The organism is Ensifer adhaerens (assembly GCF_028993555.1).
Lineage (GTDB): Bacteria > Pseudomonadota > Alphaproteobacteria > Rhizobiales > Rhizobiaceae > Ensifer > Ensifer adhaerens_I.
This window is the reverse complement of record NZ_CP118610.1, coordinates 1,715,530-1,733,688: the sequence shown is the minus strand read 5'-3', so window position 1 is coordinate 1,733,688 and position 18,159 is coordinate 1,715,530. Positions and strand designations below refer to the sequence as shown.

General features: G+C 61.7%; 19 protein-coding genes. 14 read left to right on the top strand and 5 right to left on the bottom strand.

The window, feature by feature from the left end:
* Window positions 1-11: 11 nt before the first annotated feature.
* Both PWG15_RS08410 and PWG15_RS08405 read left to right on the top strand, forming a co-directional pair.
* A complete protein-coding gene (locus PWG15_RS08410) occupies window positions 12-848 on the top strand; it encodes a UDP-2,3-diacylglucosamine diphosphatase (RefSeq protein WP_275023941.1) in 837 nt (278 codons plus the stop codon).
* Window positions 849-946: 98 nt separating this feature from the next.
* Entirely contained in the window at window positions 947-2,167 is a 1,221-nt protein-coding gene (locus PWG15_RS08405; protein WP_275023940.1) for an MFS transporter, read from the top strand.
* Here the strand turns inward: PWG15_RS08405 and dgcA are convergent.
* A complete protein-coding gene (dgcA, locus tag PWG15_RS08400; protein WP_275023939.1) occupies window positions 2,119-3,102 on the bottom strand; it encodes an N-acetyl-D-Glu racemase DgcA in 984 nt (327 codons plus the stop codon). The genes PWG15_RS08405 and dgcA overlap by 49 nt on opposite strands.
* 235 nt (window positions 3,103-3,337) lie before the next feature.
* Here dgcA and PWG15_RS08395 point away from each other — a divergent pair, with 235 nt between their 5' ends.
* The 5 genes from PWG15_RS08395 (at window position 3,338) to PWG15_RS08375 (ending at window position 7,863) form a co-directional block, all read left to right on the top strand.
* Window positions 3,338-4,486, top strand: coding sequence for an ABC transporter permease (locus PWG15_RS08395; protein WP_275023938.1), 1,149 nt, complete (start codon window positions 3,338-3,340; stop codon window positions 4,484-4,486).
* 13 nt (window positions 4,487-4,499) lie between these two features.
* Window positions 4,500-5,318, top strand: a complete 819-nt coding sequence (locus PWG15_RS08390) for an ABC transporter ATP-binding protein (RefSeq protein WP_275023937.1) — start codon at window positions 4,500-4,502, stop codon at window positions 5,316-5,318.
* An 81-nt stretch (window positions 5,319-5,399) separates the two neighbouring features.
* On the top strand, window positions 5,400-6,770 hold the full coding sequence (locus PWG15_RS08385) for an MlaD family protein (RefSeq protein WP_275023936.1): 1,371 nt from the start codon (window positions 5,400-5,402) through the stop codon (window positions 6,768-6,770).
* Between the two features lie 89 nt (window positions 6,771-6,859).
* Window positions 6,860-7,474 carry an ABC-type transport auxiliary lipoprotein family protein gene (locus PWG15_RS08380; RefSeq protein ID WP_275023935.1) on the top strand — a complete coding sequence of 205 codons (615 nt, stop codon included), beginning with the start codon at window positions 6,860-6,862 and terminating at the stop codon, window positions 7,472-7,474.
* A 212-nt stretch (window positions 7,475-7,686) separates the two neighbouring features.
* The gene (locus PWG15_RS08375) at window positions 7,687-7,863 is read left to right on the top strand and encodes a hypothetical protein (RefSeq protein WP_275023934.1); all 177 of its coding nucleotides are present in this window, start codon (window positions 7,687-7,689) and stop codon (window positions 7,861-7,863) included.
* Window positions 7,864-7,938: 75 nt separating this feature from the next.
* Here PWG15_RS08375 and hemF read toward each other — a convergent pair whose 3' ends face one another.
* Window positions 7,939-8,850, bottom strand: coding sequence for an oxygen-dependent coproporphyrinogen oxidase (gene hemF / locus PWG15_RS08370; RefSeq protein ID WP_275023933.1), 912 nt, complete (start codon window positions 8,848-8,850; stop codon window positions 7,939-7,941).
* Window positions 8,851-9,067: 217 nt separating this feature from the next.
* Between hemF and PWG15_RS08365 the strand changes: the two genes are divergently transcribed.
* Window positions 9,068-9,328 carry a hypothetical protein gene (locus PWG15_RS08365; RefSeq protein WP_275023932.1) on the top strand — a complete coding sequence of 87 codons (261 nt, stop codon included), beginning with the start codon at window positions 9,068-9,070 and terminating at the stop codon, window positions 9,326-9,328.
* A gap of 90 nt (window positions 9,329-9,418) precedes the next feature.
* Here the strand turns inward: PWG15_RS08365 and soxR are convergent, their stop codons facing one another.
* A complete protein-coding gene (soxR, locus tag PWG15_RS08360; protein WP_275023931.1) occupies window positions 9,419-9,889 on the bottom strand; it encodes a redox-sensitive transcriptional activator SoxR in 471 nt (156 codons plus the stop codon).
* Between the two features lie 76 nt (window positions 9,890-9,965).
* Here soxR and PWG15_RS08355 point away from each other — a divergent pair, with 76 nt between their 5' ends.
* Window positions 9,966-10,541, top strand: a complete 576-nt coding sequence (locus PWG15_RS08355; RefSeq protein ID WP_275023930.1) for an NADPH-dependent FMN reductase — start codon at window positions 9,966-9,968, stop codon at window positions 10,539-10,541.
* Window positions 10,542-10,599: 58 nt separating this feature from the next.
* On the opposite strand, the gene PWG15_RS08350 is transcribed toward PWG15_RS08355, so the two are convergent.
* Together PWG15_RS08350 and PWG15_RS08345 are read right to left on the bottom strand one after the other, a co-directional pair.
* The gene (locus PWG15_RS08350; protein WP_275023929.1) at window positions 10,600-11,061 is read right to left on the bottom strand and encodes a tRNA (cytidine(34)-2'-O)-methyltransferase; all 462 of its coding nucleotides are present in this window, start codon (window positions 11,059-11,061) and stop codon (window positions 10,600-10,602) included.
* A gap of 6 nt (window positions 11,062-11,067) precedes the next feature.
* The gene (locus tag PWG15_RS08345; RefSeq protein WP_275023928.1) at window positions 11,068-11,640 is read right to left on the bottom strand and encodes a GNAT family N-acetyltransferase; all 573 of its coding nucleotides are present in this window, start codon (window positions 11,638-11,640) and stop codon (window positions 11,068-11,070) included.
* Here PWG15_RS08345 and PWG15_RS08340 point away from each other — a divergent pair.
* From PWG15_RS08340 to PWG15_RS08320, 5 genes are all read left to right on the top strand, one after another.
* Window positions 11,628-11,987: a hypothetical protein gene (locus PWG15_RS08340; protein WP_275023927.1), complete on the top strand. Its 360-nt coding sequence runs from the start codon at window positions 11,628-11,630 to the stop codon at window positions 11,985-11,987. The two genes, PWG15_RS08345 and PWG15_RS08340, sit on opposite strands and share 13 nt — an antisense overlap.
* 64 nt (window positions 11,988-12,051) lie before the next feature.
* Window positions 12,052-13,905, top strand: a complete 1,854-nt coding sequence (locus tag PWG15_RS08335) for an ABC transporter ATP-binding protein (protein WP_275023926.1) — start codon at window positions 12,052-12,054, stop codon at window positions 13,903-13,905.
* Window positions 13,906-14,023: 118 nt separating this feature from the next.
* Complete coding sequence (locus PWG15_RS08330) at window positions 14,024-15,889, top strand: ABC transporter ATP-binding protein (protein ID WP_275023925.1); 1,866 nt, start codon at window positions 14,024-14,026, stop codon at window positions 15,887-15,889.
* A 369-nt stretch (window positions 15,890-16,258) separates the two neighbouring features.
* A complete protein-coding gene (petA, locus tag PWG15_RS08325) occupies window positions 16,259-16,837 on the top strand; it encodes a ubiquinol-cytochrome c reductase iron-sulfur subunit (RefSeq protein WP_275023924.1) in 579 nt (192 codons plus the stop codon).
* Between the two features lie 14 nt (window positions 16,838-16,851).
* Window positions 16,852-18,132: a cytochrome b gene (locus PWG15_RS08320; protein ID WP_275023923.1), complete on the top strand. Its 1,281-nt coding sequence runs from the start codon at window positions 16,852-16,854 to the stop codon at window positions 18,130-18,132.
* Window positions 18,133-18,159 lie beyond the last annotated feature (27 nt).

Genomic DNA, 18,159 nt, shown 5'->3' with positions numbered 1-18,159 from the left:
ACGAGGCTGGCATGACGGCGCAGCAAGACAACTCCGTACGAAAGCTCAGGACGTTGTTCATCTCCGACGTCCATCTCGGGTCGAAGGCCGCCAAGACGGACTTCCTGCTCGATTTCCTGCGGTATCACGAAGCGGAGACGATCGTGCTCGTCGGCGATATCGTCGACGGCTGGAGGCTGAAGCGCAGTTGGTACTGGCCGCAGAACTGCAACGACGTGGTGCAAAAGCTTCTGCGCAAGGCCCGCAAAGGCACTCGCATCGTCTATATCCCCGGCAATCACGACGAGTTCCTGCGCGATTTCCCCGGTGTGCATTTCGGCGGCATCGAGGTGGCCCAACGCTACATGCATGAAGGCGCGGACGGCCGTACCTATCTGGTGCTGCATGGCGACGAGTTCGACGTCGTGGTCCGCAATGCCCGCGTGCTCGCCTATCTCGGCGACTGGGCCTATGACACGGCGATTGCCATCAATATCGGTCTGGCCGCCATCCGCCGCCGCCTCGGCATGCCCTACTGGTCGTTCTCCTCCTGGGCGAAGCTCCAGGTGAAGCATGCCGTCAACTTCATCGGCGAGTTCCAGAAAGTGGTTGCCGAGGAAGCCCGCCGGCACGACGCCCGAGGCGTGATCTGCGGCCACATCCACCATGCGGTCATCGAGGACATCGGCGATATCCGCTACATCAATACCGGTGACTGGGTGGAAAGCTGTACGGCGATCGCCGAGCACCACGACGGCACGATGGAACTCATCACCTGGCACCAGATGCGCGGCGGCGCCCTGGAAGGCGAAGCCTCCGGTGAAGCCGACAGGTTGCTTGCCCAATTGCTGACCCAGCGCGCCGCCTGAATCTCGGGCGCGGTCGTCCGGCTCTGTCGCGAAAACTAGGTTATGGCGAGGCGTGCCTGGGCTGTGCTAGAGATCAGGCACAGCCATCAGGTCAGCCGATGATTCCCTCCTCAGCGCCCGCATCCGTGGGCCCTCCGCCGCGCCATTTCGCGCTTCGCATCGCCTTGCTCTTCTGCGCGCCGTTGATCGTCAACGGCTTCGCGATGCCGTATTTTCCGATGTGGCTCAGCACGCTCTCGATGACCGATTTCGAGATCGGCGTGGTGCTGGCACTGCCGATGTTCGTGCGCGTCATCACCGCGCCGATCGCCGGCGTCATCGCCGACCGCCTTGGCGAGCGGGCGATCGTGCTGATCTGGTCCGGGTTCCTGTCGCTGGCAACCGCGCTGGTGTTGTTCTATTTCCGCGACTTCTGGCCCGTGCTGGTCATCTACACGCTGCAGTCGGCCGTCTATTCCCCCTATGTGCCGATCGTCGAGGCGATCGCGCTTTCGGGCGTTAGGCGCTGGGGGTTCGACTATGCCCATATGCGGCTCTGGGGCTCGGTCGCCTTTATCGGTGCAACGATGCTGGGTGGCTGGATGGTCGGCATATTCGGCAGCGACATGGTGCTGCCGGCGATGGCGATCGGTTTCGGCCTGACGATTGCCATGGCCTTTGCGGCGCCGCGTGTCGGCAAGCCGCGCAGGCCGTCGCCGATCACGGCGCTCACCGAGCCGCCACCGAAGTCTCTACGGCAGCTCGACCTGCAGCTCCTCCTGGTCGGGGTAACGCTGGTCAACGCCAGCCACGCCATGCTCTTTGCCTTCTCGGCGATCTACTGGCAGCACATCGGCTACAGCGGCACGGAGATCGGGCTGCTCTGGAGCGCGGGCGTGGCGGCGGAAGTCACGATGTTCATCTTCGCCAAGGCGATCAGCCGCCGTTTCAGCGTCTGGGTGATGATCCTGTCGGGCTGTTTTCTGGCCGTGGTACGCTGGATCATCTTCCCGATGGATCTCGGTTTCGGCGGCTATTTCATCCTCCAGTGCTTCCACGCCTTCACTTATGCGATCATGCACACAGGCATGCAGCACAAGCTCGTCGAACGGGTGGTGGAATCCCAGGAAGCGTCGGCCCAGGGCCTCTATTTCTTCTATACCGGCATCTTCACCGCGATCTTCACGTTCCTGTCCGGATACTTCTACGCCTGGTACGGGGTGAAGGGGTTCTATTCGATGTCGGTCGTCGCCTTCGCCGGCTGCTGCTTTGCGATTGCCGCCTGGTACCTTCAGCCCCAGAGACGGGGCTCCGGCGGAAAGACCAGCGAGGCCTCATAGCGCAAGCCGGGCGCCCGGTCTTGCGCGAGCAGCAGCGGCCCATCGAGATCGACGAAATCGGCACCCTGCGCGACCAGAATCGCCGGCGCCATCGCCAGCGAACTGCCGACCATGCAGCCAACCATGACCTTGAGGCCGAGCGCATCTGCCTGCGCGCGCATGCGCAAGGCCTCTGTCAGCCCGCCGGTCTTGTCGAGCTTGATGTTGACCGCGTCATAGCGGCCGACGAGGGCCGCGAGGTCCCCGGTCGCGTGCACGCTTTCATCCGCGCAAATGGGTACGGGTCGGGCGATCGTTGCCAGCGCCTCGTCGCGCCCGGCCGGGAGCGGCTGTTCGATCAGGTCGATCCGTTCCTCGGCGCAGATCGCGAAATGATAGGCGAGGGTTTCGGGCGTCCAGCCCTCGTTGGCATCGAGGATGATGCGGCTCTTGGGCGCGCCGGCCCGGACGGCGCGGATGCGGGCGGCGTCGTCAGGCGTTCCGACCTTGATCTTCAAGAGGGCGCGATGCGCATATTTCGCCGCCTGTTCGCGCATGGCGTCGGGCTCACTCAGCGAAAGTGTGTAGGCGGTGGTCAGTTCCTGAGGCGAAGAAATTCCGGCAAGCACATGAACAGGCTTGTTTTTGTGTTTCGCTTCCAGATCCCACAACGCACAATCCACGGCGTTGCGCGCAGCGCCCGGCTTCATCTCGTGCTGGAGCTCGCCGCGGGAGAGGCCGGCCTCGACACGTGGCCGAATGGCAGCGATCTCGGCAAGCACGGAATCAAGCGTTTCGTTGTAGCGGCCGTAGGGCACGCATTCTCCAAGACCGGCATGGAGGCCGTCACTGATTCGGCAGGTGACGACGCTGGCCGTCGTCTTTGAGCCGCGCGAGATCGTAAACGTGCCTGCGATCGGGAAATGTTCCACCGCTGCATCGAGAGAAAGTGACATGAAAACGTCTCCGGCCTGCATTCTGAAGGAGTGGTATCGCCACCGGTCGAACGTTCGGGTGACAGCAACGATACGAGCGGTTATGACGGGGTAAGGATTTACGAATCTTTACGGCAGCGGGCGTCCAGATGCGCAATGCTTGCTGTAACACTTTAGGCCCGCTGCATAAATTTGTCCTGAGACCGACCCCGATCCGGGAAATTATGCAGTAGAAAATCGGGAAAACAGAAGCCACGTGTCGCAAGCTGCCCGCAAGTTGACCGCTGATGTCGCGCTGGCCGAAAGTGGCGGCGGGCGAAGCTATGTCTTCACCGGCGCCTGGCGGCACGAAACGGCCGAGGCGATGGCGGCAAAGCTGGAGCAGCTCGCCCGCAAGGACGACGGTGTCGCTCAGTTCGACCTTTCCGGCGTGACCGCGATGGATACGGCAGGTGCCTGGATCATCCGCCGTTTCATGACCAAGGTAGCCGGGCCCTCGCGGGATCATGTCCATTTTGCCGAGGGCGGACAGCGTTATGTCGAGCTGATTGACGCGTTGCCGGCGGAATTGCGTTCGCCCGATGAAGGCAAGGAGCGCGTGCCGCTGTTCCAGCGCATATTCGCGCCCGTCGGCGAGGTCATGATCGCGACCTGGGACGATATCGTCGCTGCCATGTACATTCTCGGCTCTGCGGTGCGCGGCGCCCAGTTGAAGCTTGGTCGGCACAGCGGCGTCTCGCCGGCGGCAATCGTGCACCAGATCGACCGCATGGGCGTGATGGCAGTGCCGATCATCACGCTGATGTCGTTCCTGATCGGGGCGATCATCGCGCAGCAGGGCGCATTCCAGCTGCGTTACTTCGGTGCGGAAGTCTTCGTCGTCGACCTCGTCGGCATCCTGCAATTGCGCGAAATCGGTGTGCTCCTGACGGCGATCATGATCGCCGGCCGTTCCGGCAGTGCCATTACCGCCGAAATCGGCTCGATGAAGATGCGCGAGGAAGTGGATGCGCTGAAGGTGATGGGACTGAGCCCGATCGGCGTTCTCGTCTTTCCGCGCCTTGTGGCACTCACCGTCGCGCTGCCACTCTTGACGATCATCGCGAACTTTGCGGCCCTGACCGGTGCGGCTCTGGTTGCCTGGGGCTATTCCGGCATCACGATCCCCACCTTCCTTGCTCGTCTGCAGGAAGCGGTCGATTTTTCGTCCGTCGCGGCCGGCATGATCAAGGCGCCGTTCATGGCGCTGATCATCGGCGTGGTTGCAGCCGTCGAGGGGTTGAAGGTCGGCGGCAGTGCCGAATCGCTCGGCCGTCACGTGACCTCTTCGGTGGTGAAATCGATCTTCGTCGTGATCCTGATCGACGGGCTCTTCGCCATGTTCTACGCAGCAATCGATTTCTGAGGCGAGGAACAGCGTGAGCGCAGTCGAGAAACGACATGAGGAAGAGCAGGCAACGGATGCGAACGGTCGCGAATCCGTGCTTTCCGTTCGCGACCTGACGGTGGGCTTCGGTTCGAACATCGTGCTCGACAAGCTGAACCTCGAAATCTACCGCGGCGAGATCCTCGGTTTTGTCGGCGCTTCCGGTACCGGAAAGTCGGTGCTGATGCGCACCGTTCTCAGGCTGCTCGCCAAGCGCTCCGGCAAGATCGAAATTCTTGGCGCCGACTACGACAACATAACGGAAGCCGAGCGCATAGCGCTCGATATGCGCCTCGGCGTTCTCTTCCAGCATGGCGCGCTCTTCTCGGCGCTGACGGTGCGCGAGAACATCCAGGTGCCGATGCGGGAATATCTCGATCTGCCGCAAAGCCTGATGGACGAACTGGCACGGGTGAAGATCGAACTGGTTGGCCTGGCGCCGGAAGCGGCGGAAAAATACCCGTCGGAGCTTTCAGGCGGCATGATCAAGCGTGCGGCACTCGCACGCGCACTGGCGCTCGATCCCGACCTGGTTTTCCTGGATGAGCCAACCTCGGGCCTCGACCCGATCGGGGCTGCGGAGTTCGACGAGTTGATCGCCAAGCTGCGCGACACGCTGGGATTGACCGTGTATATGGTGACTCACGACCTCGACAGCCTCTTTTCCGTCTGTGACCGCATCGCGGTTCTCGGCAAGAAGAAGGTTCTGGTCGAAGGGACCGTGGAGGACATGCTGGCCTGCGACGACCCCTGGGTGCAGTCCTACTTCAGGGGCAAGCGGGCACGTTCGATCGTGCGGAACGATCAGTAATTTCGAGAAGGCGGTTTTGACGCTTACGTGTCGAGATCGGAGCAAGAGCCGGTGAAGCGGCCACGAAGGTAGTCGGTACGAATGGAAACGAAAGCGAACTACGCCATTGTCGGTTTCTTCACGGTGTTCGTGATCGCGGCCGCTTTCGGCTTCGTCTACTGGATGTCGCAATACGGCCGCAGCGGCGAAATGGTCGAACTGGTGGTCAATATTCCGGGCTCGGCCAACGGTCTTTCCGTCGGTTCGCCGGTGCGCTTCAACGGTATCGCCGTCGGCACGGTGCGCAATCTTGCGATCGACGCCAATGACCCGCGCTATTCGATTGCCGTCACCGAGGTTTCGATCGATGCGCCGGTCCTGAAATCGACCAAGGCAACGCTGGAAGTCCAGGGCCTGACGGGCGCCGCCTATATCGAGCTCAGCGGCGGTCGCAAGGGCGACGAGAACATACTGAGGTCCGCGATCGAAAAGGGCACGCAGGCGCGCATTCTTGCGGACCAGTCGAGCGTTACCAGCCTGCTGGCAACAGCCGACCAGATCATGGACCGTGCCAATGACGCGATCACCGACATACAGGGTTTCGTGACCGACGTGCGCGGCCCACTGACGACGACGATCGGCAATGCCGAGAAGTTTTCGACGGCGCTCGCCAACAATTCCGGCGCGGTCGACGACTTCCTGAAGAGCGTGACGGAGCTTTCCGGCTCGGTGAGTGCGGCTTCGAAGAAGCTCGATTCGACTCTGGCGTCCGCCGAGACCCTGGTGAAATCCGTTGATCCGAAGAAGATCGACCACATCGTCTCCAACGTCGAGCAGATCAGCAACGACCTGAAGGCGGCTTCGGGCGGAGTGACGGAGACGCTTGCCGCGTTCCGTCGAACGGTCGAGACCTACGACCAGTTCGGCAAGAACGCCCAGAAGACGCTGGAACGGGTCGATACGCTGGTGGCCTCGGTCGACCAGGAGAAGGTCGAGCTCGTCGTCAACGACATCACGGCAGCCACCGCCGACGCCCGAAAGACGGTCGCCAACATTTCTGCGTTTGCCGAGAAGATCACCGCGCGGCAGCAGGATATCGAGCGCACGATCACCGATGTCACCCAGTTGGCGAGCAAGCTGAACGCCTCTGCCAACCGGGTCGACAGCATTCTCGTCAAGGTTGACGGCTTCCTTGGTGACGCGGATGCGCCTTCGCTTTCGGCAGACGCCCGCGCGACGCTCGCGTCCTTCCGCAAGATGGCAGATAATCTCAACGCGCAGATCGGCCCGATCGCCGAGAACCTCAAGCGTTTCTCCGGTTCGGGCCTGCGCGATGTCGAGGCGCTTGTCACCGATACGCGGCGCACGGTGCAGAGCCTGGAGAATACGATCTCCACATTCGACAAGAACCCGCAGCGTCTTCTCTTCGGTGGCGAAACGGTAAAACAGTATGATGGCCGCACCCGACGCTGAGTCGGGAGGTGGCGGCTCCGGCGTCGGGCCGGACGGTGTGTTTTCGATCGGAAGCGTGCCAAGGTGTGTGGGACAAGGGTTTGGGCAGTATGAATTTTTCGGAGCTTGTGGGTGTAGGGAAGACGCGCGCTTGGCGTTCCGCTCTGATTTTCATGTTGGCTGCAGGCCTTGCTGGATGCGGCACGCGCGCCACCAACGACACGTTCGGCCTTTCGGCGTCGCCAGTGATCGAAGGGCGCGCATCGACAAGCAAGCAGATCCTGGTACCGGAACCGACAGCACTGAAGGCGCTCGACAGCGATCAGGTGGTCATCCGTCTGTCCGGATCGGAACTGCAATATCTCTCCAAGGCGCAATGGAGTGACCGGCTGCCGAGGATGGTCCAGTCGAAGCTCGTGCAGGCGTTTGAAAACACCGGAAAGATCGGTGGCGTCGGCAAGCCGGGCGAAGGGCTCGCCATCGACTATCAGATCATCACGGAAATCCGTTCGTTCGAGATTTCGACCGAAGGGGCCGATACGGCCGTGGTCGAGATCTTCGCCAAGATCCTGAACGACCGCACCGGCACGGTGCGGGCGCAGAAAGCGTTTCGTGCCACGACATCGGTCAAGGGCGCCGGAAACCCCGCTTTCGTGAAGGCTCTGGATCAGGCGTTTGCCACCGTCTCCGCCGAAATCGTCGGCTGGACCCTCGGCTCGATCTGACGACGGCTGAGCCGTTGACGTGATCTTGCAGGCCTCGGGTCGCCGAGCCACCACAGACGACAACGCCCCGTGAACGTCCTTGCACGTGCCCGCCACAGCGGCGCGGTCGCACCTGTTTCATTCGAAACAGCGCCTATCTCCTGTTCATGCCATGTGTGTTCTCAAGCGACGGGGATCGGTCGCGGCCACTACAGCAGCAGGGGATACACTCGATGCGCGGTTTGTTCTTCGCCATGGCTCTGGCGACGGTGCTTTCACTTGCCTTTGGCACGGCAGCCAAGGCGCAAAACTACAGCTACGGCTGCAAGCCGAGCTGCGTGCTCAAGACCGTCAAGACCTACGGCGCCTATGGCAACGTCACCATGAAGAAGGTCCGGATCTGCAAGTAAACAAAAAGCGCTGCCTTGGCCGGCAGCGCTCTGTCTGTTCGTCTGACGCAAGTTGGCTTGCCGCCATGGCTGGAGTTATGGCCAGCGCACCACCGGGGGCAGCGACGAGAGGATCGACTCGACGTTGCCGCCGGTCTTCAGGCCAAAAATCGTGCCGCGGTCGTAGAGGAGGTTGAACTCCACATAGCGACCACGCCGTACGAGCTGCTCGTCTCGATCTTCCTCGGTCCACGGCGTGTTGAAGTTGGTGCGCACGATCTTCGGATAAACGAGGGCGAAAGCCTTGCCGACATCTCGGGTGAAGGCGAAGTCGGCCTGCCAGCCACCCTGTTCCTCGGACGAGTGGAGCCAGTCGTAGAAGATACCGCCGGTTCCGCGCGGTTCATTGCGGTGCGGCAGGAAGAAGTAGTCGTCGCACCACTTCTTGAACTTGGCGTGGTCGGCGACGGCATGACGGCTACAGGTGATTTCCATGGCGCGATGGAAGAGCTGCGTGTCGGCGTCGGTCATGACGCGGCGGCGGTCGAGCACCGGCGTCAGATCGGCGCCGCCGCCGAACCAGTTGCTCGTCGTCACTACCATGCGGGTGTTCATGTGCACGGCCGGCACATTGGGGTTCACGGGGTGAGCGATCAGCGAGATGCCCGAGGCCCAGAAACGTGGATCTTCGGCGGCACCCGGGATCTGGCTGCGGAATTCAGGCGAGAACTCGCCGTAGACGGTCGAGGTGTGGACGCCGACCTTTTCGAAGACGCGACCTTCCATCATCGACATGCGGCCACCGCCGCCCTTGCCATCGTCCCGACTCCAATCCTTGGCGACGAAACGGCCTGGCGCGCGGTCGGAGAGAGGCCCGGTCAGTTCGTCTTCGATGCCCTCAAAGGCCGCGCAGATGGTGTCGCGCAGACCTTCGAACCACGCGCGCGCCTCGGCCTTCTTGTCTTCGATATCTGCGGGGAGGCCCGGGGGGAGCTGCGGTCGTTCCATGGAAAATTGCGTCCTGTTGGCGGGATTTCCCGATGAAATGCCGCCGATTCGATTGAAGTCGCCACAGTTCATACTTTCGCGCCGATGGCAACGGCGGTCCAGCACCACTGGGCGGTCTGTCGCATCGGAGCGCCGATGGGTAGTACGGGCCTGGGCAACACAAAGCTCTGGCAAAGCTCAAGCGCCGTCACTATCTTAGCGCTTAGAGGTATAGCCCATGGCCAGAATACCTGCAGGCCCGCCGCTCGACGGTTTGCGACGGCAGATCGCCCGGCATCGCCGGGACAAACCGACGCGAGGCGATAGCCTTTTCGTGCGGGAAACCTTTCGGCTCGATCGCAGTGCTGCCCGCGCAAAAGCTCGGGAATGGTTCGACACCTGGCCGAAGGCCGCCTATTGGACCGAGGTCGAAAGCTGGCGCCAACTCGACGGCGATCAGATCGAATTCACCATGCGCCGCTTGCCGACTGCGGATTGACCAGATCAAAGTATTATAGATTTCAGTGCGGATCTCATTTTTAGTTCTCGCGCAGCGGCCATGACTTCGGCACCTTTAGACTAATGTGCTTCACGGGTGGCCATCGTCATCCATCAGCCGCGGTCCGGCGCCTTCCATCGACAGCACGTCGTGCGGGTTGCGCAGCGGACATTCGCGCAGCGACAGGCAACCGCAGCCGATGCAACCCGTCAAGTGATCGCGCAGGGCCATCAGGCTGGTGATGCGTTCGTTCAGCTGTTCGCGCCAGTTTTCAGACAATCTGCCCCAATCTTCCACCGTCAACGGACGATCGTCCGGCAGAACCGACAAAGCGTCCTGGATCTCCGACAGGGGGATGCCGGTGCGCTGGGCTACCTTGATCACCGCAACACGCCTCAGCACGCTGCGCGGATAGCGGCGCTGGTTGCCGCGGGTGCGGTTGCTGCGGATCAGCCCCTTGGCTTCATAGAAGTGCAAGGTGGAGACGGCGACGCCGCTTCGTTCCGCCACTTCGCCGACCGTCAGTTCGCGGCGCAATTCGCTGCTTTTCACAATTGTCATGATGGCTATTGACCTCAACTATTGTTGAGGTTTTATAGCATTGGCTCCATGACGTCGACAACAGGAGCTTGTTCCCATGACTGAGAAAATGACCCTTGCCGTGATCTATGGCAGCGCGCGCCAGGGTCGCTTCTGCGATACCGTCGCAAACTGGCTGATCCGGGAACTTTCGTCTTCGGAGACCTTCACGCTGACGATCATCGATCCAGCGCGGCTGAGGACCTCGCGCGGCCTGGGGGCGGCGGTCAATCCGGGTGAGTGGCTCGAGCGCAAGATCGCCGAGGCCGACGCCTTCATCGTCGTCACGCCGGAATACAATCACGGCTACCCGGCAGCGCTCAAGGAACTGATCGATTCGGTCTACGAGCCCTGGCACGCAAAGCCGGTGTCCTTCGTCTCCTATGGCGGCGCCTCGGGCGGCATTCGGGCCGTCGAGCAATTGCGCCAGGTTTTCGGCGAACTGCATGCGGTGACGTTGCGCGATGGCATCGCCTTGGCGAAGGCCTGGTCGAAGTTCGACGCAGCCGGCAACCTCTACAAGCCCGAGGAACTGCGCGCGCCGCTCTTCCTTATGATAGACCGGCTGACCTGGTGGGCGCGCGTTCTGAAACAGGCGCGCAAGAGCGCGCCTTACAACGAGGTGGCGGCGTAAGGCCCGATCGATGGTGATGTTTGCGACCAGCAGTCAGGAGGTAGCAATGTCTACGCTGTCAGGCCGGAGAGACCTGCCGGATCGCTTCGCCGGCGATCATCGCGGCGGAGATGGCGATGTTCAGCGAGCGCTGGCCCTCGGCCATCGGAATGAGGACGCGGCCGTCGGCGCGCTCGTGCACATGGTCGGGCACGCCGGCGCTCTCCCGTCCGAAAAGCAGGATGTCGTCAGGGAGGTACTCGTAGCGCGTATAGGGCAGGGCCGCCTTGGTGGAAGCGAGCACGAGCCTTCGCCCACTCGCTGCGCGCCACTCTTCGAAGCGCTCCCAGTTGACGTGGCGGGTGAGTGCAACGGAAGCGATGTAGTCCATGCCGGCACGCCTCAGGTTGCGGTCGGAAATGTCGAACCCGGCGGGCTCGATGATATCGACTCCCAACCCGAGACAGGCGGCCATGCGCAGGATCGTGCCGGTATTGCCGGGAATATCGGGCTGGTAGAGGGCGATGCGCAGATTGCTCACGTCAGGTCACTCGTTTCTGGGGGCAGCGTGCCGCGCGTCAAATTCCGCGGCCAGGATGCCCATCATGATGTCATCGTGCCATTCACCGTCGATCAGAGCCGACTCGCGTTCGCGGCCCTCGATGGAGAAGCCGGATTTGCGATAGGCGGCAATCGCCCGTTCATTAAACGAAAGAACTCTGAGCGACACCCGATGAAGGGCAAGTTCACTGAAGGCATAGGCCAATACCCGCTGGGTGACCGCCGTGCCAAGCCCCTTGCCGAGGCGCCGCGGATCGAAGATGCCGATGGCGAAGCTCGCGCGCCGATCGGCGTGATTGATATTGTCGAGCCTGACTTCGCCGGCGAGGCCGTTCTGATCGATGATCCAGGCTGCCGGGTGTCCGGCAATCCGCGCAACCCAGGCGGCTGCCTCTCCGTGGCCAAAGAGGCCGGGCGACGACAGGCCAGCACCGAACATTCGGTAGATTTGCGGATGGCGGCCGAGCCGCAGGCGCGCATCCGCATCACCGTCGCGAGGGCGGCGAAGGACGAAGCCGTCACCGCGAAGATCAGGAGGCGTATCCGATGAAACATTCATCCGTGTTCTCCGCAGCGAAAGGCCCGCCGCTGCTTGCTTTTGCGCTCGCTGATTTTGCCGACGCTAATCTGTGCCGAAACAGCAACAGATGCTCGAGCGATGAAAAATTGTGCAAGAAACAGCCTGCGACAATCTGGCATGCCGGCGCGAATAAGGGTAGAGATCAGGCCTCTTCAACGCGAACCGACGGAGGCAAACATGAATGTACTGATGTTGACATGCCTTCCTGGAGTAATGGGCCACCGTTTGGCCTGACCGGTTCCGCGACCTATCTTCTAAAAGAGATCGACGCGCTTCCGGGACTCCGGAAGACAAAGCCTTCTTTCGGGGCTGCATTTCCGGACTGACTTTTTTATCCTAAGAACGCGGGGAAACCCGCTTTCCTTCAAAATACTCTGAAGGAGCAATGCAATGTTTGGCTGGTTTGAATCCCGCCTCAATCCCTATCCGGCGGAGGAGCCGACGCTCCCGCCGAAGAGCCTTTTCGGCTTCTGCTGGCACTATTCCAAGCCGGCCGTGCCGTGGCTCCTCATCATGTCGGTCTGCACCGCGCTGATTGCCATCGGTGAAGTGGCGCTGTTCCAGTTCCTCGGCAACATGGTCGACTGGCTGTCGAGCGCCAATCGCGATACGTTCCTGGAAGCCGAAGGCGGCAGGCTCTTCTGGATGGGAGCGCTCGTCCTCATCGGCCTGCCTGGTCTGGTGGCGATCGACTCGCTGATCATGCATCAGGTGCTGCTCGGCAACTATCCGATGATCGCCCGCTGGCAGATGCACCGCTACCTGTTGCGCCAGAGCATGACCTTCTTTGCCAACGAGTTCGCCGGACGCGTGGCGACGAAGGTGATGCAGACCTCGCTTGCCGTGCGCGAAACGGTGATGAAGATCCTCGACGTCTTCGTCTATGTCGTCAGCTACTTCGTCACCATGCTCGCCGTCGTGGCGACTGCCGACTGGCGCCTGGTCATCCCGCTCACCATCTGGCTTGCGATCTATATCGGCATCGTCAGCTACTTCGTGCCGCGCCTGCAGAAGATTTCCAAGGAGCAGGCGGATGCGCGCTCGATGATGACGGGCCGGATCGTCGACAGCTACACCAACATCGGAACGGTCAAGCTGTTCTCGCATGCCGGCCGCGAAGAAGGCTATGCACGCGACGGCATGGACGGTTTCCTCGACACCGTGCATCGCCAGATGCGCAAGGTGACGCTCTTCCACATCCTCGTTTACGCCAACAACAGCATCGCGCTCTTTGCGATCGCAGCACTCGGCATCCATCTGTGGCTGACGAGCGCGATCTCGGTTGGCGCGATCGCGATCGCCGTCGGTCTGGCGATGCGCATCAACGGCATGTCGCAATGGATCATGTGGGAAGTCTCGGCGCTGTTCGAGAACATCGGCACGGTCTACGACGGCATCGGCATGATGACCAAGGCACACGACATCGTCGACGAACCGGATGCCAAGGCGCTGAAGGCGGAGAAGGGGGCAATCGCCTTCGACAACATCCGCTTCCACTACGGCAAGGCCAAGGGCGTCATCGATCACCTGTCGCTCGACATCAAGCCGGGGGAGAAGATCGGTCTCGTCGGTCGCTCCGGCGCCGGCAAGACGACGCTGATGAACCTGCTCCTGCGCTTCTACGACCTCGAGGACGGTGCGATCCGGATCGACGGCAAGGATATCTCCACCGTCACCCAGGACAGCCTGCGCGCCCAGATCGGCGTCGTCACGCAGGATACCTCGCTGCTGCACCGCTCCATTCGCGACAACATCGCCTATGGTCATCCGGAAGCGGACGACGAGGCGATCATTGCGGCGGCGAAGAAGGCGAATGCCTGGGACTTCGTTGAGGGGCTTGAGGACAACCAGGGCCGCAAGGGCCTGGATGCGCAGGTCGGTGAACGCGGCGTCAAGCTCTCCGGCGGCCAGCGCCAGCGCATCGCGATCGCGCGCGTGTTCCTGAAGGACGCGCCGATCCTGATCCTCGACGAGGCGACGTCCGCACTCGACTCCGAGGTCGAAGCGGCGATCCAGGAGAACCTGTTCGCGTTGATGTCCGGCAAGACGGTGATCGCGATCGCTCACCGGCTGTCGACGCTGACGGAGATGGACCGGCTGGTGATCCTCGAAGCTGGCCGGATCGTCGAGACGGGCTCGCATGGTGAACTGGTCGCCAATGGCGGTCTTTACGCCGATCTCTGGTCTCGCCAGTCCGGCGGCTTCATCGCCGACGACGTCGAGAAGGAAGAAGCTGCAGAATAAGAAACAGCGGCCCGCCGTTCGAAAGAGCGGCGGCCGCTCTCTTGGACGTTACGCATTTGTAATCTGCAATTGTGTCGAAACCGATTGCTGTTGCCGTCGAACCGCCTATATCGGAACCATGCTCAGCGCCATCGTCAGCCTCTTCGAGAACTGGATCAAGCCTTTCGCGCGGCGCGAGCGCCTTCAGCCGCCCAAATCGCTCTGGGGTTTCGCCTGGTTCTACGCCAGGCAGGCGAAAGGACCGTTCATTGCCATGGCCGTGCTTGGCGGTCTCGTCGCCATGCTCGAAGCCGGGCTGTTCTACTTCGTCGGGCGGCTGGTCGATGTTCTCGACACGGTGAAGCCGGAAGCCGGCTGGAGCGGGCTCATTGCCGCCAACGGGCCGGAACTCATGTTCATGCTGCTGACGGTGATGGTGTTCCGCTTTGCCGCGGTGTCGCTGGCAGCGCTCGTCGAAGAGCAGTCGATCATCACCGGTTTTCTCAATCTGGTGCGCTGGCAGTCCTATGTGCATGTTGCGCGCCAGTCGCTGACCTTCTTCCAGAACGATTTCTCCGGCCGCATCGTCACAAAGGTGTGGGCCGGCGCTCAGGCGACGAGCGATCTCATCGTCTCGCTGCTGCAGGTCGTCTGGTTCATCGTCATCTACACGGCCTCCACCATGGCGCTGGTGGCGCAGCTCGATTGGCGTCTGGCCGCAATGGTCGCCTTCTGGATCGTCGTCTTCCTGGCGCTCGCGCGTTACTTCGTTCCACGCATCCGCAAGCACGCCCGCGAGACGGCCGAAATGGCCTCGATGCTGAACGGCCGCATGGTCGATGCCTATTCCAACATCCAGACGCTGAAGCTCTTCGGTCGCGACGAGGAGAACGACCGCTATATCCGCTCCGGCTTCGATCGGTTCCAGCGCGCGGTCATTCCGTTTACGCGACTTCTGACCGCCGTGCGCGCTTCGCTGGCGCTGCTTTCCGGCATGATGATCACCGCGATTGCGGTCTATTCGATCCATCTCTGGCTCGGCGGCGCGATCAGTTCCGGTGCCGTCGCCTTCACGCTGGCGCTGGTGCTCCGGCTCAACATGCTGCTCGGCCGGATGATGACGCAGTTCAACTCGATCATGCGCAACATCGGCACGATCCAGAATTCGGCCGAACTCGTGTCACAGCCGATCGGTCTCGTCGACCGGCCCGATGCCACCGCACTCGCCGTCAGCCAACCGGAAATTCGCTTCGAACACGTCCGCTTCCATTACGGCAAGGCCGAGCGCGTCATCGACGATTTCTCGCTGATCGTTCGACCCGGTGAAAAGGTAGGCATCGTCGGCCGTTCCGGCGCCGGCAAGTCGACGCTCGTCAACCTGTTGCTGCGCTTCTACGATCTTGAGAGCGGGCGCATCCGCATCGACGGGCAGGATATTGCGGCGGTAACGCAGGAATCCTTGCGTGCCCAGGTCGGCATGGTCAGCCAGGACACCTCGCTGCTGCATCGCTCGATCCGCGACAACATCCTCTTTGGTCGGCCGGACGCGAGCGAGGAGCAACTGATCGCAGCCGCACGAAAAGCCGAAGCCTACGACTTCATTCTCGGCCTGCAGGACCAGCGCGGCCGCCAGGGGTTCGATGCCCATGTCGGCGAGCGTGGTGTCAAGCTTTCCGGTGGCCAGCGTCAGCGCATCGCCATAGCCCGGGTGATGCTCAAGGATGCGCCGATCCTGGTTCTCGACGAGGCGACTTCTGCGCTCGATTCGGAAGTCGAGGCGGCGATCCAGTCCAATCTCGACCGTCTGATGCAGGGCAAGACGGTGCTGGCGATCGCTCACCGTCTGTCGACGATCGCCGCGCTCGACCGGCTCGTCGTCATGGACAAGGGGCGGATCGTCGAGGAGGGAACGCATGCAGAACTCGTCGCCCGTGGCGGGCTATACGCCGGGCTCTGGTCGCGCCAGTCGGGCGGATTTCTGGCCCGCGAAGAAGCGGCCGAGTAGGGCGCCTCAAGAGTGCCTCAAAGGCCGCTCGAGCGGCCTGAGTTCAGCCTAACTGGCGACCGTCAAGTCCTTGTGCCGATTGGCCGCGCTTTTCCCCGCGACAATCTGCCCACATCCCCTTGTCAAGGCTGGACATAATTTGCGATCAAGCATAGAACGCGCCGGATTGACGGGGATTCTGCGTGCCGCATGCGCGCAGAGTTTTTCCGGATTCTGGTGCCGATGTCGTGTTTGCAGGCGCAAAACGGCGGGGGCGTTAGCACTATGAATTGGGCGTGGTTCCTTGACCTGGATCAAACCGCAAGGGGCAAGAATCTCGCCGGGGGCGGATGCGGTGTCCGCAATATTGCGTGAGAGGATGGTTTAGCCGTGAGCGAACACGACACTTCAAGCGAGGCCTTGGGCGAGCCCACTCGCCGCGATTTCCTTTATCTGGCTACCGGCATGGCAGGCGTCGTTGGCGCTGGTGCTGTCGCCTGGCCTTTCATCGACCAGATGCGTCCGGATGCATCGACGCTCGCGCTCGCCTCGATCGAGGTTGACGTTTCGAGCCTGCAGCCCGGCATGTCGCTGACGGCGAAATGGCGCGGCAAGCCGATCTTCATCCGCAACCGTACGGAGAAGGAAATCGAAGAGGCAAAGGCCGTCAAGCTCGACGAGCTGAAGGATCCGGTTGCGCGCAATGCCAACCTTCCGGCCGACGCAGAGGCAAGCGATGTCGATCGCTCTGCCGGCGAGGGCAAGGAGAACTGGATCGTCATGATCGGTTCCTGCACCCATCTCGGCTGCGTGCCGCTTGGCCAGGCCGGTGACTTCGGTGGCTGGTTCTGTCCCTGCCACGGTTCGCACTACGATACGGCCGGTCGCATCCGTAAGGGTCCGGCGCCAGAGAACCTTCACGTGCCGACCTTCGCGTTCGTTTCCGACACAGTTATCAAGATCGGTTGAGGGGACTACTGATAATGAGTGCTGAACATTCAACCTACACGCCGACGACTGGCATTGAGAAATGGGTTGATTCCCGTCTGCCGTTGCCGCGTCTCGTTCATGATAGCTTCATCAGCTATCCGGTTCCCCGGAACCTGAACTACGCCTACACTTTCGGTGCCATGCTTTCGGTCATGCTGATCGTGCAGATCCTGACCGGTATCGTTCTCGCGATGCACTATGCCGCCGACACGACCGTCGCCTTCAACTCGGTCGAAAAGATCATGCGCGACGTCAACCATGGCTGGCTGCTGCGCTACATGCACGCCAACGGCGCATCCTTCTTCTTCATCGCCGTCTACCTGCACATTGCCCGTGGTCTCTACTACGGCTCCTACAAGGCTCCGCGCGAAATCCTCTGGATCCTCGGCGTGGTCATCTACCTCCTGATGATGGCGACCGGCTTCATGGGCTACGTTCTGCCTTGGGGTCAGATGTCCTTCTGGGGTGCTACGGTTATCACCGGCTTCTTCACCGCCTTCCCGCTGGTAGGTGAGTGGATCCAGCAGTTCCTGCTCGGTGGCTTCGCCGTCGATCAGCCGACGCTGAACCGCTTCTTCTCGCTGCACTACCTGCTGCCCTTCATGATTGCCGGCGTCGTCGTCCTGCACATCTGGGCGCTGCACGTCACCGGCCAGACCAACCCGACCGGCGTTGAAGTCAAGTCCAAGACCGACACCGTTCCCTTCACGCCCTATGCGACGCTGAAGGATGCACTCGGCGTCTCCGTCTTCCTGATCATCTACGCCTGGTTCGTCTTCTACATGCCGAACTTCCTCGGCCATCCGGACAACTACATTCCGGCTGACGCGCTGAAGACGCCGGCTCACATCGTTCCGGAATGGTACTACCTGCCGTTCTACGCGATGCTGCGCGCCATCACCTTCAACATCGGCCCGATCGACTCCAAGCTCGGCGGCGTTCTGGTGATGTTCGGCTCGATCATCATCCTGTTCTTCCTGCCCTGGCTCGACACGTCCAAGGTCCGCTCGGCCGTCTACCGTCCGTGGTACAAGCTGTTCTTCTGGATCTTCGTCATCAACGCCATCATGCTCGGCTGGCTCGGCTCACGCCCTGCAGAAGGCCTCTACGTCGTGATGTCGCAGATCGGCACGCTCTACTACTTCGGTTTCTTCCTCGTCATCATGCCGGTTCTCGGCCTGATCGAAACGCCGAAGCGCATTCCGAATTCCATCACCGAAGCGGTGCTGGAAAAGCAGAATGCCAAGGCGCAGCCGGCCGTCGCGCGCGCCTGATCAGAACAGCGATTGATAAGGAACCCA

Coding starts and splice junctions, on each gene's coding strand:
- PWG15_RS08330 (WP_275023925.1), top strand. CDS start 14,024: ATGCTCAGCGCCATCGTCAGCCTCTTCGAGAACTGGATCAAGCCTTTC.
- PWG15_RS08345 (WP_275023928.1), bottom strand. CDS start 11,640: ATGAATGTTTCATCGGATACGCCTCCTGATCTTCGCGGTGACGGCTTC.
- PWG15_RS08385 (WP_275023936.1), top strand. CDS start 5,400: ATGGAAACGAAAGCGAACTACGCCATTGTCGGTTTCTTCACGGTGTTC.
- dgcA (WP_275023939.1), bottom strand. CDS start 3,102: ATGTCACTTTCTCTCGATGCAGCGGTGGAACATTTCCCGATCGCAGGC.
- PWG15_RS08355 (WP_275023930.1), top strand. CDS start 9,966: ATGACTGAGAAAATGACCCTTGCCGTGATCTATGGCAGCGCGCGCCAG.
- PWG15_RS08335 (WP_275023926.1), top strand. CDS start 12,052: ATGTTTGGCTGGTTTGAATCCCGCCTCAATCCCTATCCGGCGGAGGAG.
- PWG15_RS08380 (WP_275023935.1), top strand. CDS start 6,860: ATGAATTTTTCGGAGCTTGTGGGTGTAGGGAAGACGCGCGCTTGGCGT.
- hemF (WP_275023933.1), bottom strand. CDS start 8,850: ATGGAACGACCGCAGCTCCCCCCGGGCCTCCCCGCAGATATCGAAGAC.
- PWG15_RS08375 (WP_275023934.1), top strand. CDS start 7,687: ATGCGCGGTTTGTTCTTCGCCATGGCTCTGGCGACGGTGCTTTCACTT.
- PWG15_RS08365 (WP_275023932.1), top strand. CDS start 9,068: ATGGCCAGAATACCTGCAGGCCCGCCGCTCGACGGTTTGCGACGGCAG.
- soxR (WP_275023931.1), bottom strand. CDS start 9,889: ATGACAATTGTGAAAAGCAGCGAATTGCGCCGCGAACTGACGGTCGGC.
- PWG15_RS08320 (WP_275023923.1), top strand. CDS start 16,852: ATGAGTGCTGAACATTCAACCTACACGCCGACGACTGGCATTGAGAAA.
- PWG15_RS08340 (WP_275023927.1), top strand. CDS start 11,628: ATGAAACATTCATCCGTGTTCTCCGCAGCGAAAGGCCCGCCGCTGCTT.
- PWG15_RS08410 (WP_275023941.1), top strand. CDS start 12: ATGACGGCGCAGCAAGACAACTCCGTACGAAAGCTCAGGACGTTGTTC.
- PWG15_RS08405 (WP_275023940.1), top strand. CDS start 947: ATGATTCCCTCCTCAGCGCCCGCATCCGTGGGCCCTCCGCCGCGCCAT.